17 protein-coding genes are annotated in these 16,224 nt (G+C 47.2%); 8 read left to right on the top strand and 9 right to left on the bottom strand.

The window, feature by feature from the left end; genetic code table 11:
* Positions 1 to 33: 33 nt before the first annotated feature.
* The 5 genes from fabD to JaK3_RS06000 all read right to left on the bottom strand — a co-directional run bounded on the left by fabD (position 34) and on the right by JaK3_RS06000 (position 3,967).
* On the bottom strand, positions 34 to 969 hold the full coding sequence (fabD, locus tag JaK3_RS06020; RefSeq protein ID WP_068322114.1) for an ACP S-malonyltransferase: 936 nt from the start codon (positions 967 to 969) through the stop codon (positions 34 to 36).
* A 58-nt stretch (positions 970 to 1,027) separates the two neighbouring features.
* Positions 1,028 to 2,014, bottom strand: a complete 987-nt coding sequence (locus JaK3_RS06015) for a beta-ketoacyl-ACP synthase III (protein WP_068322111.1) — start codon at positions 2,012 to 2,014, stop codon at positions 1,028 to 1,030.
* On the bottom strand, positions 2,011 to 3,024 hold the full coding sequence (plsX, locus tag JaK3_RS06010) for a phosphate acyltransferase PlsX (protein WP_068322108.1): 1,014 nt from the start codon (positions 3,022 to 3,024) through the stop codon (positions 2,011 to 2,013). Before plsX ends, JaK3_RS06015 begins: the two co-directional genes overlap by 4 nt.
* An 82-nt stretch (positions 3,025 to 3,106) precedes the next feature.
* Positions 3,107 to 3,286 (bottom strand): 50S ribosomal protein L32, encoded by a 180-nt coding sequence (rpmF, locus tag JaK3_RS06005; protein WP_011902241.1) that lies wholly within the window; start codon positions 3,284 to 3,286, stop codon positions 3,107 to 3,109.
* 105 nt (positions 3,287 to 3,391) lie between these two features.
* Positions 3,392 to 3,967 carry a YceD family protein gene (locus JaK3_RS06000; RefSeq protein WP_068322105.1) on the bottom strand — a complete coding sequence of 192 codons (576 nt, stop codon included), beginning with the start codon at positions 3,965 to 3,967 and terminating at the stop codon, positions 3,392 to 3,394.
* A gap of 43 nt (positions 3,968 to 4,010) precedes the next feature.
* Here JaK3_RS06000 and JaK3_RS05995 point away from each other — a divergent pair, with 43 nt between their 5' ends.
* Both JaK3_RS05995 and JaK3_RS05990 read left to right on the top strand, forming a co-directional pair.
* Positions 4,011 to 4,607 carry a Maf family nucleotide pyrophosphatase gene (locus tag JaK3_RS05995; protein WP_068322103.1) on the top strand — a complete coding sequence of 199 codons (597 nt, stop codon included), beginning with the start codon at positions 4,011 to 4,013 and terminating at the stop codon, positions 4,605 to 4,607.
* Between the two features lie 25 nt (positions 4,608 to 4,632).
* Positions 4,633 to 5,403: an SAM-dependent methyltransferase gene (locus tag JaK3_RS05990; protein ID WP_068322101.1), complete on the top strand. Its 771-nt coding sequence runs from the start codon at positions 4,633 to 4,635 to the stop codon at positions 5,401 to 5,403.
* Positions 5,404 to 5,450: 47 nt separating this feature from the next.
* Here JaK3_RS05990 and sppA read toward each other — a convergent pair whose 3' ends face one another.
* From sppA to JaK3_RS05975, 3 genes are read right to left on the bottom strand one after another with little or no spacing between them, the layout of a single operon-like run.
* Positions 5,451 to 6,398 carry a signal peptide peptidase SppA gene (sppA, locus tag JaK3_RS05985; protein ID WP_068322096.1) on the bottom strand — a complete coding sequence of 316 codons (948 nt, stop codon included), beginning with the start codon at positions 6,396 to 6,398 and terminating at the stop codon, positions 5,451 to 5,453.
* Between the two features lie 12 nt (positions 6,399 to 6,410).
* Positions 6,411 to 7,091 carry an HAD-IA family hydrolase gene (locus tag JaK3_RS05980; protein ID WP_068322092.1) on the bottom strand — a complete coding sequence of 227 codons (681 nt, stop codon included), beginning with the start codon at positions 7,089 to 7,091 and terminating at the stop codon, positions 6,411 to 6,413.
* An 8-nt stretch (positions 7,092 to 7,099) separates the two neighbouring features.
* Entirely contained in the window at positions 7,100 to 8,107 is a 1,008-nt protein-coding gene (locus JaK3_RS05975; protein WP_068322090.1) for an RluA family pseudouridine synthase, read from the bottom strand.
* A 464-nt stretch (positions 8,108 to 8,571) separates the two neighbouring features.
* Between JaK3_RS05975 and JaK3_RS05970 the strand changes: the two genes are divergently transcribed.
* From JaK3_RS05970 to JaK3_RS05950, 5 genes are all read left to right on the top strand, one after another.
* Positions 8,572 to 11,214, top strand: a complete 2,643-nt coding sequence (locus JaK3_RS05970) for an Rne/Rng family ribonuclease (protein WP_068322085.1) — start codon at positions 8,572 to 8,574, stop codon at positions 11,212 to 11,214.
* A 93-nt stretch (positions 11,215 to 11,307) separates the two neighbouring features.
* Positions 11,308 to 12,435: a GTP 3',8-cyclase MoaA gene (gene moaA, locus JaK3_RS05965; protein WP_068322081.1), complete on the top strand. Its 1,128-nt coding sequence runs from the start codon at positions 11,308 to 11,310 to the stop codon at positions 12,433 to 12,435.
* Positions 12,435 to 13,040 carry a molybdenum cofactor guanylyltransferase MobA gene (gene mobA, locus JaK3_RS05960; RefSeq protein WP_068322078.1) on the top strand — a complete coding sequence of 202 codons (606 nt, stop codon included), beginning with the start codon at positions 12,435 to 12,437 and terminating at the stop codon, positions 13,038 to 13,040. The genes moaA and mobA overlap by 1 nt, the downstream gene beginning before the upstream one ends.
* Positions 13,037 to 14,353: a molybdopterin molybdotransferase MoeA gene (moeA, locus tag JaK3_RS05955; protein WP_068322075.1), complete on the top strand. Its 1,317-nt coding sequence runs from the start codon at positions 13,037 to 13,039 to the stop codon at positions 14,351 to 14,353. Before mobA ends, moeA begins: the two co-directional genes overlap by 4 nt.
* A gap of 12 nt (positions 14,354 to 14,365) precedes the next feature.
* Positions 14,366 to 14,659, top strand: a complete 294-nt coding sequence (locus JaK3_RS05950) for a hypothetical protein (protein ID WP_068322073.1) — start codon at positions 14,366 to 14,368, stop codon at positions 14,657 to 14,659.
* 101 nt (positions 14,660 to 14,760) lie between these two features.
* Here JaK3_RS05950 and JaK3_RS05945 read toward each other — a convergent pair whose 3' ends face one another.
* The gene (locus tag JaK3_RS05945) at positions 14,761 to 15,744 is read right to left on the bottom strand and encodes a 2-hydroxyacid dehydrogenase (RefSeq protein ID WP_068322543.1); all 984 of its coding nucleotides are present in this window, start codon (positions 15,742 to 15,744) and stop codon (positions 14,761 to 14,763) included.
* A 148-nt stretch (positions 15,745 to 15,892) separates the two neighbouring features.
* Between JaK3_RS05945 and fdxA the strand changes: the two genes are divergently transcribed.
* Positions 15,893 to 16,216, top strand: coding sequence for a ferredoxin FdxA (gene fdxA, locus JaK3_RS05940; protein ID WP_068322070.1), 324 nt, complete (start codon positions 15,893 to 15,895; stop codon positions 16,214 to 16,216).
* The last annotated feature ends 8 nt before the right edge of the window (positions 16,217 to 16,224 follow it).

The following is a 16,224-nucleotide window of genomic DNA, read 5'->3' as shown; positions in this document are numbered from 1 at the left end:
GTCTTCCGCTGTCTTATTTCTGTAATCTGGATTTTATTTAAGGCTTGCGAGAACTTCAGTCAAGCTAGCTTCATCAAACACTGGCACGCCAGTAACTTGATCATTAATACGCTTTGTCAGGCCAGCCAATACTTTGCCAGGACCGCACTCGACCACTTGAGTGATGCCTTGACCAGCCATCGCCTGAATCGTTTCTTGCCAACGCACAGGCTTAGCTGCTTGACGCACCAAAGCATCTTTAATGGCGATCGGATCATTCAGGATTTCGACATCCACGTTATTGATAACAGGAATGCTTGGCGCTTTAAATTCAATATTTGCTAAGTAGCCCTGGAGCTTTTCCGAAGCAGGCTGCAACAAAGAGGAGTGGAATGGTGCGGATACTGGCAACGGTAAGGCGCGCTTAGCACCGGCCGCTTTTAATAACTCACATGCTTTGGTAACAGCGTCGCTTGCACCAGCAATCACGACTTGTCCAGGCGCATTAAAATTCACTGCCTCAACTACGCCTCCAGAAGCGGCGCTGGCCTCAGCACAAACCTTAATCACGGTCGCATCATCTAAACCCAAAATAGCAGCCATACCACCGGTACCGACTGGAACGGCGCTTTGCATAGCTTCAGCACGAAAACGCACCAAAGGCACAGCATCTTTAAATGCGATTACGCCAGCCGCAACCAAAGCAGAATACTCACCAAGACTATGACCCGCCATAACCTTAGGGGCAGCGCCACCGGAAGCTAACCAGGCGCGATAAAAGGCAACGCCAGCAGTCAGCATCACAGGCTGTGTATTGGTTGTCAAAGACAATGCTTCAGCAGGACCTTCAGCAATAAGCTTTGTGACATCCTCACTCAAGGCATCAGATGCCTCTTGCAATGTTGCACGTACTTCTGGACGCTGCGCAATGGAGTTGAGCATGCCAACAGATTGAGAACCTTGACCGGGGAATACAAATGCAAATGTCATGTGATTAATTCGCTAATGAAAGAAATTAAAGAGGTGGATAAATAAAAGTGAATTGTTCTTAGTATTTAATGGCTACCGCGCCCCAAGCAAAGCCACCACCAACGCCTTCTAATAAAAGATGTTGGCCACGCTTAATTTGTCCGGAACGCACACCAGAATCTAATGCCAACGGAATCGATGCGGCGGAAGTATTGCCATGCTCATGCACAGTCACAATCACCTTATCCATAGACATGCCCATCTTCTTGGCAGTGCCTTCCATGATGCGAATATTTGCCTGATGCGGAACTAGCCAGTCAATTTGCTCAGGCTTGAGGTTGGCTTTATCAAGCGCCTCATGAGCGACTTGCTCTAAAACTTTCACAGCCAATTTGAATACTGCTTGGCCATCCATCGTCATAAACGGTGAACCGTGCACTTCGCCATTACCAGCGCGACCAGGAACACACAAGATATCGCGCTGACTACCATCAGCATGCAATGCCGTAGAAAGAATGCCAGCCTCTTTGGAGGCCTCAAGCACAACCGCTCCAGCGCCATCGCCAAACAAGACACAAGTGCCGCGATCTTGGAAATTCAGAATACGCGAGAAGGTTTCAGCGCCAATCACCAAAACTTTTTTGTATGAACCAGAACGAATAAAAGCATCTGCAATTGCAAGCGCATAAGTAAATCCAGCACAAACCGCCTGCACATCGAATGCCGCACAAGAAGTATGTGCACCTAATTTATCTTGAACTACACAAGCAGTACTTGGAAAGCCACCCAAATGATCAGGTGTAGAAGTAGCCAAAATAATGAGATCTAAATCTTCAGAGGTAATCCCAGCGCTACTGAGAGCGGCCTCTGCAGCCTTTACCGCTAAATCACTTGTGAGCTCATTCTCAGCAGCAAAGTGACGCGCAGAAATTCCGCTACGCGTCTTAATCCATTCATCACTTGTCTCCAGGCCAGTTTTGGCGAGGCGCTCTACCAAGTCCTGATTAGTTAGACGCAGTTCAGGAAGATAGCTTCCAGTGCCAGCTACTCTTGCAAAGATACTCATACTTTTGTCTCCACCACAAAGGCTGCGGCAATGCGCTCTACCATGCGATTCTTTGCTGCTTCATAAGCGCGATCTAAGGCAAAGCCAAATGCATAACTGTCTGCGGAACCATGACTCTTAATCACGCAGCCGCGTAACCCTAACAATACCGCACCGTTATAACGACGATGATCAACGCGCTTACGCACTCTGAGCAAAGGAACCATTGCGCAAATTGCCATTAACTTAGTCAACAATGAACGATTAAATTCTTCACGAATCATTCCGCTCATCATCTTAGCCAAGCCTTCGCTAGCCTTTAATACAACGTTACCCACAAAGCCATCGCACACCACAATATCAGTGGTGCCCTTAAAGATGTCATTGCCTTCTACGTTGCCATAAAAGTTTAAGGAAGTTTGACGCAGTAGCTCGCTGGTTTGCTTAACCACTTCATTACCCTTAATTACTTCTTCACCAATATTGAGAAGGCCAATCGAAGGGTTTTGTTTGCCATCGACCACTTGCACCATCACGTTGGCCATTTGGGCGAACTGAACCAAGTGCATTGGCTCACAGTCAGCATTCGCGCCCAAATCCAGCATGGTCGTGCCACGCCCCAATTCATTAGGAATGGCAGTAGCAATTGCAGGACGATCAACGCCCTCAAGGGTTTTTAAGATGTAACGAGAAATCGCCATGAGCGCGCCCGTATTACCGGAAGAGATGACTGCATCAGCAGCACCCTCTTTAACCTGCTCAATAGCAACACGCATTGAAGAATCTTTTTTGCGACGCAAGGCAACCTCAATGGGGTCATCCATCAAGACAACTTCACTAGCGGGAATAATTTGAATTCGCTCCATTGGAGCTTTAGGAGATTTACTCAAGACTTGCTTGATTAAATCGGGATCGCCTACCAAGGCAATCTTCACATCTGCATGTTTTTCTAGAAAATCGCAGGCAGCTGGAACCGTCACGACGACTCCATGATCTCCGCCCATGGCATCAATAGCAAGAGTAACGCTCATAAACTCATTGATTGCTGCAAGTGATTTATCCAAGAAAAAAGCGGCTTTTACTGGAGCCGCTTCTATCTGTTTAGACTAAAAATTAGTCGTTTTTAGTTTTAACAACTTTACGACCACGATAGTAGCCGTTAGGTGAAATGTGGTGGCGCAAATGAGCCTCACCAGTTGTGGCTTCAACAGCCGTAGCAGGTGCGGTCAAAAAGTCGTGCGCACGATGCATGCCACGTTTGGAAGGTGATTTTTTGTTTTGTTGAACGGCCATATTGAACTCCTAAGCAAGGCGACATTCTAGCATGGAAAAGCACCTAAATGCTTGATTCATTGACAAAACATACTCAAAACAACAACTGAAATAAAGTCACTGATTTCAGTTTTTCTTCATATTTTTCAATATGTTAAAGGGATTTTCACGCTCATTTGGCATCTCTTCATCACCCTCATCCCCAAAAGTAGAGGCATGGGGCTCACAAAAGCCTTCTGGATGCTTAGGAATCAGGGGCAAAGACAGCAAAACCTCATCCTCAATGGTTTCCAAGAGATTGAATTGCTGATTTACCACCAAAGGCTCTTGCTCTTCATCCTCCAAGGGATAGGCGTCAGCCTCTTCGTCAGTGGTCACAAGGACAAAGCGCCGCTTTTCTTCCATATCCACTGCGCAATCCTGTAAACAGCGCTGGCAGACTAGGTGCAGACGGCCTTTTAGCCCTAATTCGAGGATTTGATGCGGCTCACTACCAGGCGATTCTTCAAAATGCGTTTGAACCGACCAGTTAAACCCGTCACCCGGATTGATGGTTGAAGCCTCCTCAGCCACTCTTGGCAGATCCGGGATGCTTAAAAAACCAGCACCCTTATAAGATTGAGGGGCACAAAAATCTATCCTCTTCAAGGCGCTAGGCTCAGAAGATAGTTCGACTTGAGGTAAAACTTGATTACGATTCATAGCATCAGTCTAAATGAAGCAGCACTAGAAAGCACAGAATACGATGAGTAGCGTCCAAAACCCACCCCTGATTCTGGGGTCTACCTCCAAATATCGCCGCGAACTTTTAGAGCGCCTGCGGATTCCTTTTGAAATCATTTCACCAAAGGTAGATGAAACACCTCTCACTGGTGAGAGCACTCTTGATTTAGCAATGCGTCTCGCACGTGCAAAAGCAGCTGCGGTTGCCAATGAACATCCCGATGCTTGGGTAATTGGTTCTGATCAAGTTGCAGATCTTTGTGGCGCAGCAATTGGTAAGCCGGGTAATTTCGAACGAGCACTAGCGCAATTACAACTCATGCGTGGTCAAACAGTCATTTTCCAAACTGCTCTATGCCTGATGAAGGGTGATACCCAAACTACCTTATGCATTCCTACCGAAGTTACCTTTCGCAAACTTCCAGACAACATCTTAGAGGCCTACTTACTTGCTGAAGAACCATATGATTGTGCTGGTAGCGCCAAGTCTGAAGGCCTTGGTATTAGTCTGCTGGAATCCATTAAGAGCGATGATCCTACTGCACTCATTGGCCTACCTCTCATTGCATTAACAGGCCTACTGCGCGATGCAGGCTTTGCAATTCCATTAAAAAACTAAGTAATAAAAATAAAAGAAGTTATTTATGAGCAAACTCGGCACTCTGTATTTGGTTCCAAACACCTTGGGCGATGACGGCCGCGTTGAACAACTACCTAGGGTGCTTCCTGCAGAAACGATTGCGCAATCAGCCAAGCTCAAACATTGGATTGTGGAAGACGCTAAAACAGCACGCGCCCTATTAAAAGCAATTGATTCTGTTTCACCCTTAGTCTGCACTATTCAAGAAATGCAGATGAGCGAATGGCGAGGTGCGGCGCGTAATGCAAAGTATGGCGACTCAGTAAAACCTGCTGATCTTCTGAAGCCTCTGCTTGCCGGAAACGATATGGGCCTCATGTCAGAAGCGGGAGTACCTGGCGTGGCTGATCCAGGCGCAGAATTGGTTCTGGCAGCACATAAGTTGGGTGCACAAGTAAAACCATTGGTTGGACCAAGCTCAATTTTGCTAGGACTAATGGCTAGCGGGCTCAATGGCCAGCGCTTTGCATTTCAGGGGTATTTGCCTCATGACACTCATGAGCGCACAGCAAAACTGAAGCAGCTAGAAGTTGAGTCTCGCAAATTACAACAAACGCAAATTTGGATTGAGACGCCCTATCGCAATACTGCCATGTTGATGGCATGTATTAATTCACTGGCACCGCAAAGCTTGTTGTGTCTTGGTGTAGACCTGAGTCTTCCATCTGAAATGATTACCACTCTATCGATTGCAGACTGGCGTAAACGCTACCCGAATGAAGCTGCATGTGCCTCATTACAAAATCGGCCAACAGTATTTCTACTATTGGCCTAAGTCTTTAATGCTTTAGTTTTACTTTTTACTTTTTGTTTTTTGTTTTTTTATTTCAAATCAGGTGCCTTAACCAACGCTTTACCAGCAGCGGCTCCAGCTTCCGCACCAAAGCGTTTAGCAACACGTTCAGCAAAATTCTCTTTCATGGTGTAGTCCAGAATATCGGGCGCCTTAAAGACATCGCGCGCAACGGTATCAACCGTGCCATAACCGTCAACTAAACCAATCTTGACTGCTTGCTCGCCATTCCAAATACGTCCAGAAAATAAATCCGGAACATCTTTTAAGCGATCGCCTCGGCCCTCTTTAACTACCGCAATAAATTGTTGATGAATTTCATCAATCATGGTTCTGACCATTTCTACTTGCTTTGGATCCTCCTTGCTAAATGGATCCAGCATGCCTTTATTGGAGCCAGAAGTAATCATGCGGCGAGTCACGCCTAACTTATCCATTAAGCCTGTAAAACCAAAGCCTTCCATGATCACGCCAATGGAACCTACCAAGCTCGCTTTATCTACCAAGATTTGATCTGCTGCTACAGCAACGTAGTAACCGCCAGATGCGCAAATGTCTTCTACAACTACATAAAAAGGTTTTTTGGGATAAAGCTTACGCAGACGATGAATCTCGTCATTAATCATGCCAGCCTGCACCGGCGATCCGCCAGGACTATTAATACGCAATACAACACCGGCACTGCCTTCATTCTCAAACGCCGCCAATAAAGATGAATTGACATCCATTGCATTGGCCATTGAACTAGAGGAGATTTCTCCTTCAAGAGTTACTAGTGCGGTATGTTTTTCAACCCCCATCCCTTTACCCGGAAGATGAAAATCAAATATCGATAGCAAGACACCCACGATCACTAACAAAGTCAGGACTCGCAATACAGCCTTCCAACGACGCGCTTTACGAGTCTCTTTTAAATTCTCTAACAAGAGATGCTCTAGAGCCTGACGCTCCCAATTTGGGTTTGGATTGTTTTCCATCTTTTTACTTCCTTAGTGTTGCAGGTTATTTTTAAGCCATTGCGAAAGCTGCGCAACATCATCAACATGCACTAATGATGGCGATTCTTTCAGAGTGCTTGGTGGATGGGCGCCATAAGTAACAGCTACAGCATCTACACCAGCATTAGCAGCCATGTCCAAGTCATGCGTGGTGTCACCAATCATCAGCATGCGGCGCGTGGGCACCTGGGTTACATCCGATAACTCCAGCAACATTCCCGGATGGGGCTTAGAGAATGACTCATCAGCTGTACGGGTCTCATGAAAGAGATGGCCAATCTGATGATGCTTGAGAGAGCGATCTAAACCTACGCGAGATTTACCTGTAGCTACACCTAACAAATATTGCTGGGCATGCAATTCTTCTAAAAGCTCACGAATGCCAACAAACAAATCGAGCTCGTGATCTTTTGCTAGGTAGTGATATCGAAAACGTTCAGTCAACTTTGGAAAATGAGCCGGCTCAATCCAAGGAACCGCTCTTCTCAATGAGTCCTGAATTCCCAAGCCAATCACTGAACTAGCTAAGGTGTCATCTGGCGCCTTAAAGCCCAAATCACGACAAGCCTGCTGAATGCAATGCACGATCGTTGGAGTGGAGTCCATAATAGTTCCATCCCAATCCCAAACAATTAGGTCATACGGTCTATTTAATTTATTTGTTTGAGGCATTTTTATTTTTACTGCTCAAAGGTTTTCATCATGGCGGTAAATTCTGGGGGCAATGGTGATTCAATGCGCATCTTTTCACCAGTGCGTGGATGTGTAAATCCAGCTAGATGGGCATGTAGATAAAGGCGCTTGGATTTAATCAGCTTATCTAAATCTTCAAAGCCATACTTATCGTCACCCAAAATCGCGTGACCCAACTTTAGTAAATGCACTCGAATCTGGTGAGTGCGCCCCGTCTTCAGTTGCGCCTCAGCCAAGGTAATAGTGGCATCCTCACGCTTAAGCGTTTTAGTCACTCTTAATGCGGTATGACTTGGCAACCCATCTGGATCAACTTTCACACGGCGTTCGCCATTCGGGAGTAGATATTTGTGCAATGGATACTTGAGCTGCATGGTTTGCGCGCCCTGAACAATTCCACCATGTGCAAGCAAGTAATAGCGCTTATCCGTTTGACCTTCGCGAATTTGGCGATGCAGCTCAACCAATGCACTACGCTTTTTAGCCAAAAGCAAAACGCCTGAGGTATCTCGGTCTAAGCGATGTACTAATTCCAAAAATTTGAGTTCGGGGCGAGTAATACGAAGGGTTTCGATGACACCCAGAGCAATGCCTGAACCTCCATGCACAGCCAAACCGGCTGGCTTGTTCACTATTAAGAGTGCTTCATCCTCAAACAGAATCGGCATTTTGTCTGAATAGCCATGCGCCCGAGACTTGGTTTGGGCAGAGTTAACAGCGGCCATTTGGGCTGGTTCGGCAATGCGAACCGGGGGGAGGCGCACCACATCACCCTCAACCAGTCGGGTTGTTGGTTCAGCCCGCTTTTTATTAACCCGGACCTCGCCAGATCGAATAATCCGGTAAACGTGGCTTTTTGGCACCCCTTTAGCCCAACGCAGCAAATAGTTATCCAAGCGCTGGCCAGCCTCTTCCGGACCAATTGTCTGGAGGTGGACTGCTGCGGGAGCGGAGGTTTTTACCTTGGAAGGCTTAGAAATGGGTTCAGATTTCATGATTTATCTCTCTTGTGACCCCGGCGGGGGACGACAAGGGACTCAACAATACCCCATTGTCACGCAACTTGTGCCGTATAATCAACGCTCTAGCCAATTTATTGGCCCGAGACCAACCTGAAGTCAGGTTTGAATCGTGGAGCTTGGAGTCGCCCTTTAAAAGACTCCCGGGGTTGCCCCTCCCCCGTTGTAATGAGGCGCAGGGTTGGTGTGCCGTATGCCGCGACCCGCGATTAGAAGACAGTTTTCAGGCGCGCGCCTGCATTGATGACCTAAAGGAGGTCTCTGCGGCGATCGTCAAGTGTGGCACCGATTTAACCAACCGTTAACTGGGTGAACTAAGCAAAAAGTGCTTAGATTTGCATGATCCACACTCATAAACCGCCTTAGGCTCAGTCCTAAGTGGTATTTAACTTGTCCCCTAACGCAGCGCGCAAGGTCACCCTCCCCCATAGGAGAGTGTTATGAAACGCATGTTGTTTAATGCAACTCAACAAGAAGAGTTGCGAGTTGCCATCGTTGATGGTCAAAAACTCATTGATATCGATATCGAAGCTGCCGGTCGTGAACAACGCAAAGGCAATATCTACAAAGGTGTCATTACCCGTATTGAACCTTCCCTTGAGGCCTGCTTTGTCAATTACGGCGAAGAACGTCATGGCTTCTTGCCATTCAAGGAAGTTGCCCGTAGTTACTTTAAAGAGGGTATCGACGTCCGCAATGCTTCCATTAAGGATGCCCTGCGCGAAGGTCAGGAAATCATTGTTCAAGTAGAAAAAGAAGAGCGCGGCCAAAAAGGCGCTGCCCTCACCTCCTTTATCTCCTTGGCAGGCCGTTATTTGGTTTTGATGCCAAATAACCCACGTGGAGGTGGTGTATCCCGCCGTATTGAGGGTGAAGACCGTCAAGAACTCCGTGAAGCCATGTCTCAATTAGAAGTAGCTGATGGCATGAGCATCATTGCTCGTACCGCAGGTATTGGTCGCGATGCTACTGAATTGCAGTGGGACCTAAGTTACCTTATGCAATTGTGGAAAGCGATTGATGAAGCCGCTAAAGGCAACTCAGCACCATTATTGATCTACCTCGAATCTAGCTTGGTGATTCGCGCAATTCGCGATTACTTCCAACCAGATATCGGCGAGATCCTCATCGATACCGATGATATCTACGAACAAGCTGCTGCATTTATGTCTGTTGTAATGCCAGACAACTTGCCACGCGTGAAGCGCTATCAAGATGATGTGCCTTTGTTCTCACGTTTCCAAATTGAGCATCAAATTGAAACTGCGTACTCACGCACTGTGCCATTGCCATCAGGCGGCGCAATCGTGATCGACCACACTGAAGCTTTGGTTTCAGTGGACGTGAACTCAGCACGTGCAACTCGCGGCTCTGATATCGAAGAGACTGCAACCCGCACCAACTTAGAAGCTGCTGATGAAATCGCCCGTCAAGCACGTTTACGTGACTTGGGTGGCTTAATCGTCATTGACTTCATTGATATGGAATCAAGCAAGGCTCAGAAGGATGTAGAGAATCGCCTACGCGACGCTCTACGTCATGACCGTGCCCGCGTTCAAATGGGCAAGATCTCCAAGTTTGGCTTGATGGAAATGTCACGTCAGCGCTTACGTCCAGCCCTATCTGAAGGTAGCCATGTAACTTGCCCACGTTGTAATGGCACTGGCCACATTCGTGACACTGAATCTTCTGCACTGCAAGTTCTGCGCATCATCCAAGAAGAAGCAATGAAGGAAAACACAGCAGCGATTCATACTCAGGTGCCTGTCGAAGTGGCTGCATTCCTCTTGAATGAAAAACGTGCTGAAGTGATCAAGATTGAGACTCGCTTCAAAGTGAACGTCTTGATGGTTCCTAATAAGCATTTAGAAACACCGCATTACAAACTAGAGCGTTTACGTCATGACGATCCACGTCTTGATGATCAAAAAGCAAGTTATGTCATGGCTGAAGAAGCTGCGCGTGAACTCGAGACAGACACAACCGTTAGCAAGAAAGATGCTGATGTCAAAGTGCGTCCTGAGGCTGCAGTTAAAGGCATTACACCAACACAACCAGCACCAATTAGCCAACCACGCCCTGCTCGTACTGAAACAGTAAAAGCAGAAAGCTCCGGTGGTTTCTTTGGATTTATTAAGAGCCTCTTTGGCTCATCACCAGCGGTTGAAGAAAAACCTGCACCAAGCAATAACCGTGGCCGTAACCAAGGCCGTAATGGCAATGGCAGTGATCGTAATCGCGGTCGCAATCGTCGCGGTGAACGCACTGAGCGTCCAGCAGCAACTGCAGCCGAGGGTGCTCCAGCAGAAGGTGGCAACAACAATCGCGGACGCAACAACCGTAACGGCAATCGTAATCAAAACGGTCCTAAGCCAGAACGGCAAGAAGGTAATCGCAATCAAGCCAATGCTGCAGCAGTAACACCTGCAACAGAAGCTGCTCCAGGCAGTGAAGCCACCACAGGCGCAGATGGTGAAGAGCGTCGTGGTCGTGGTCGTAATCGTCGTGGTCGTGGTCGTGGTCAGCGTGAGCGTGGCGAACGCACTGAAGGCGGTAACGATGCAACTGCACCAGCAATAGCCGCTTCAGCAAGTCCTTTTGCGGGCCCTCCAGCAGGAATGGCTGGCGCATCTGCAAGCATGCCGATTCAGAACCTTGCTAATAGCTTTGGAAATGCAAAACCTGCTGCGGAGAAACAAGAAAGACAAGAGCGCACACCACGTACTCCACGTCAATCCAATCGCCCTGCACAAAACACTGCACCTGCGTCAGCTCCAGCTACCCAAGCCGCAGCGCCTGTTGCAGTAGTAGCTGCCGCCTCAGTAGAAGTCATTAGCAAGCCTGCTCCAGCACTTCCTAAGGTTGCCTTCCAGGCGCTTGAGGAAACTCCTTTGCATAGCGTTGTGCAATCCGCCGGCATGATCTGGGTTGCTACAGACTCATCAAAGCACGCTGAAGCTCAAAATCAGATTCAGGCTGAGCCTGTGGTACATAACTTAGGCAGAGCGCCTAAGCCTGCTGCCCAGCTTCCTGACGGCCCAATGGTTTTAGTTGAAACCGGCGGCCAAGAAAAAACGGTCTAAGCCATCTAAAGCTTTTTCTCCAGACTGCCATTTATCCCAAAAGGATATTTGGCGGTTTGGCAGAAACCCCGTTTCACAGCCATAATTGCGAACATGGTTGAAAAAGTAATCCCAAAGGTAATTCCTATACGACTTGATGAAGGCAAAGGCCTGACGCCATCTATTGGCGCGCAGCTTGTCACGCCTCATGGCCATACCAAAGATACTCGTGGGCGCACCTTAAGAGATCTACGCATATCTGTCACTGATCGTTGTAACTTCCGCTGTACCTATTGCATGCCTAAAGAAGTCTTTGATCAAAACTATCCATATCTTGCTCACAAAGAATTACTAAGCTTCGAAGAAATCGCTAGACTCACTTCTATCTTTTCCACCTTAGGTGTTGAAAAAATTCGACTTACTGGTGGCGAACCCTTGCTTCGTAAAAACTTAGAAGTGCTCATCGAGATGCTGGCAAAAATTCCGACATCCGATGGCAAGCCGCTAGACCTCACCCTCACCACTAACGGCAGTATCTTGCGGAAAAAAGCTGCAGCTTTAAAAGCAGCTGGCCTGCACAGATTAACTGTCAGCCTTGATGGCTTGGATGACGCCATCTTCAAGAAAATGAATGATGTCGATTTTCCGGTGGCTGATGTGCTCGATGGAATTGCCGCAGCCCAAGAGGTTGGCTTTCAGAACATCAAAGTTAATATGGTAGTGAAAAAAGGAACCAATGATCATGAGATCGTTGCGATGGCCAAACACTTCAAGGGCAGCGGCGTCATTCTGCGCTTTATTGAATTCATGGATGTTGGCAGTTCTAACGGCTGGAACATGGAGCAAGTACTCCCCTCTAAAGAAGTCATTGCCAGAATCAATGAAGTCTTTCCACTTGAGCCTATTGAGGCAAACTACGCTGGCGAAGTTGCTCAGCGCTGGCGCTATGTCGATGGCTCAGGCGAGATCGGAGTGATCTCTAGCGTCACGCAGACCTTCTGTCATGAATGCTCTAGAGCGCGCATCTCCACTGATGGACAAATGTATCTGTGCCTCTTCGCTAATGAAGGTTTTGATTTCAAAACATTATTGCGCTCTGGTAAATCTGATTTAGAAATTGCCAACGCTGTCATGAATACCTGGGCGGCCCGTGAAGACCACTATTCTGAGATTAGAGGCTCCAATACTGCAAAGCTAGCCTCCGGTAATCGCAAGGTTGAAATGTCTTATATTGGTGGTTAATGATTTCAACTAAAGATATTACTGGACTCATACTTGCTGGCGGTCGCGCACAACGCATGGGTGGCATCGATAAAGGTCTAATTCCATTTCATGGCAAACCACTGATCGAGTCAGCTATCGCAAAGCTCAAGCCGCAGGTACAAACCATTGTGATTAATGCCAACCGCAGCATCACAAAGTACGCGACTTATGGCTACCCAGTCGTCATGGATGAGACTCCTGATTTTTCAGGACCTCTAGCTGGATTCTCAGTAGGCTTGAAGGTCTGCAGGACGCCTTACCTACTGACATCACCATGCGACTCACCGTTACTCCCCAATAATCTCGCTGAGCTATTAGCTGTCGAGATGGGGCGTGGTGACTTTCAATTGGTTTACGCCTCCAGTAAAGAGGCAGATGGTAAGGTCTGGGCACAACCCGTTTTCTGTTTGATGCGCAGCAATTTACAAGATTCCTTGGACCAATTTCTACAAAAAGGCGATCTCAAAATTGATCGTTGGTTCAAAGAGTTGCGCAGTAGTACGGTGGTTTTTGATGACCCTCTAGTATTTGCTAACGTCAATACTCCTGACGAACTCAAAAAACTTGAAGAAGTGTCTGCATGAGTCACTCCCCAAATCAACCCATTCTTTTAACTTCATCACTGCATGTTGATGATGCTCGCAAAGCAATTGCAGCGTTAGTAGATGACCTCATTCAAGAGTCCAGAGCAATTAATGATCCTGCTGATATTGAAACAGTAGCTCTAGACAAAGCCATTGACCGCATCCTAGCTGTGGACCTACTCTCACCAATTGATGTCCCTGCTGCAGATAACTCAGCGATGGATGGCTTTGCATTTGATGGAAAGTGCCTTGATACGACTAGTCCAACAATTTCATTGCGGATTGTGGGCACTGCCTTTGCAGGCAAACCTTATGACGGCACGATTGGATCTGGCGAATGCCTCAAGATCATGACTGGCGCGGTGATGCCTGCCGGCTGCGATACAGTAATTCCACAAGAGTTCACCACTACAAAAGACGAGCTCACCATTGAATTTAAACAAGATCAACTAAAGCTTGGTGAGAACAGACGCTTACGTGGCGAAGATCTGCAACAAGGCAAACCCGCTATTGCTGCTGGCCGCCTGCTCCGCCCATCCGACTTAGGTCTCGCAGCTTCTTTGGGTATTCCAACGCTCCAAGTAAAACGAAAACTGAAGGTAGCTATTCTGTCTTCCGGTGATGAGCTGCGCTCTTTAGGTCAAGCATTGGATGCTGGCAGCATTTACGATAGCAATCGCTATAGCCTCACAGGCTTACTGAATCGATTGAATCTAGAAATCATTGATTACGGTATTGTGCGTGATGATCCCGCCTCTTTGAAACAAGCCTTTATTGAGGCTGCTAACAAAGCGGATGTCTTAATTTCTTCTGGCGGTGTTTCAGTTGGCGAAGCAGATTTCACAAAACAAATCATGCAAGAGTTAGGTGATGTTGGCTTCTGGAAAATTGCCATGCGACCAGGGCGACCAATGGCATTTGGCGTACTCAAGCCAGTCGCTGGAAAATCACTCGCTCGCAAAACCCTCTTCTTTGGTTTGCCCGGAAACCCAGTGGCAGTCATGGTGACCTTTTATCAATTTGTTCGTGCTGCCCTTTTGCAACTTAACGGCGCCAATCAAATACAGCCGCCATTGACTCAGGCTATGGCCGAGGCCCCTATTCGGAAAAAGCCCGGTCGCACTGAGTTTCAGCGCGCCATCTTGGGACGTAGTGCTGATGGCAAGCCAACAGTCAGATTAACTGGCAGCCAAGGTGCGGGAATCTTACGCTCCATGAGTGAAGCAAATTGCTTTGTCATTCTGGGTCACGAACAGGGAAATATTGCTGCTGGAGACTGGGTAGATATAGCACTTTTTGATGGACTGCTTTAAGATTGCGTCATCATGAAACTTACCAAAAAAGAACTAGTCTTCCTCGACCCAATGCATACCGCCAAAACCTTAGTTTTGGTTTACCTCTGCTTCTCCGTTCCAATCGTTTTATTGGCATTGTTTGTTGCCTTCATTCGTGATGGCGCCATCCCTGGATTTACCGTGCTGTCAGCGCTGATTCTCAATGCCTTACTGGGCTTTGGATTACTGTGGATCGCATGCAAAGTCTACAACTGGGTTGCAGGCAAGTTCGGTGGTATTGAATTAGCAATGCGCGAGCTACCAGAAGAAATCGAAGCAGAATAAAAGGGTCAATATCCGGAGTTACACTCCAAGCAATAAAGCCGAGTTCTCACTCGGCTTTATTTTTTACTACTTAGTTTTACTACTTAGTTAATCTAATTTAACTAAATTTTATAAACTTCCGCATTAATCAAGCTGGGTGGTTTTTTACCATCAAGCGCGGCACGCAAGTTATCTACCGCTAGATCAACCATCGCTCTGCGTGTTTTTTCTGTTGCACTTGCAATGTGCGGAGCCAACACAACATTGCTCAACTTGAGTAACTCCGGATGCACTTTAGGCTCGCCCTCAAACACATCCAGACCAGCTGCAAAAATGCGGTTTTCTTTGAGGGCTTGAGCAAGAGCTGCGTCATCCACAATACCGCCGCGGGCAATGTTTATCAAGGTTGCAGTCGGCTTCATGAGAGCGATTTCTTTGGCACCAATTGTGTGGTGACTTTCGGCGCTATAGGGCAATACCAAGACAACATGATCTGCAGTGCGCAGCAATTCTTCCTTAGAAACATACTTTGCGCCGCAGGCTTTTTCATCAGCATCGGATAGATGGCTGCGGTTGTGATAGATCACATTCATTCCAAAACCTAACGCACGCTTGGCAATGCCTTGACCGATACGACCCATGCCAATAATGCCAACGGTGCTGTGATGCAAATCCATGCCAAGGGGGTTATTCACAATCGACCACTTATCCCAATGCCCCGCACGCACCCAGTGCTCTGATTCAGTAATGCGTCTTGCAGTTGCCATCAGTAGCGCAAACCCAAAGTCAGCAGTTGTATCCGTCAATACATCGGGAGTATTGGTGGCCATCACTCCTGCAGCAGTAATTGCTGGAACATCAAAATTGTTATATCCCACTGAAATGTTAGCTACGATCTTTAAATCTTTGGCATGCGCTAGTGCATTTGCATCAATTCTTTCGCTGCCCGCTACTAAAGCCCCTACAACTCCCGAGAGTTCTTTTTGCAACTCTTCTGGACTAAAAATGCGATCCTCTTGGTTGGACCGCACATCAAATGACTCCTCCAGTTTGGCCAAAGCCTCAGGAAAAATGGCTCTTGCCACCAAAATTTTGGGTTTTTGCATGTTTACTTGGGTATTGGGCTGTGTATTCATAGGGGAACTTTACCTCAAGTAAATTAACCCTTTAGCCTGAAAAATAGGCTATTTCGGCTAAAATTGAGGTTTTATAACCTAGCACCCAGCTTTTTGGGGCTCTTGAAACAAAATCGCCATGACTTACGTTGTTACCGAATCTTGTATCCGCTGCAAATATACCGACTGTGTTGATGTTTGCCCAGTTGACTGCTTTCGCGAGGGTCCCAATTTTTTAGTGATCGATCCAGATGAGTGCATCGATTGCGCGGTTTGTGTTCCAGAGTGCCCAGTAAACGCTATTTATGCTGAAGATGATGTGCCTGGCGATCAACAAGCATTCATCAAACTCAATGCTGAACTCTCCCCTTCTTGGACATCCATCACTAAGTCCAAAGCTGCTCTTCCAGATGCTGAAGAGTGGAAAGACGTTAAGAACAAACTAGACCAGCTAGTAAAGTAATTTTCTAG

Origin of the sequence: Polynucleobacter yangtzensis (assembly GCF_001595965.1) — a bacterium.
GTDB classification, from domain to species: Bacteria; Pseudomonadota; Gammaproteobacteria; order Burkholderiales; family Burkholderiaceae; genus Polynucleobacter; species Polynucleobacter yangtzensis.
Note: the sequence above shows the minus strand (reverse complement) of the source record. Positions and strands in the feature narration are given on the sequence as shown.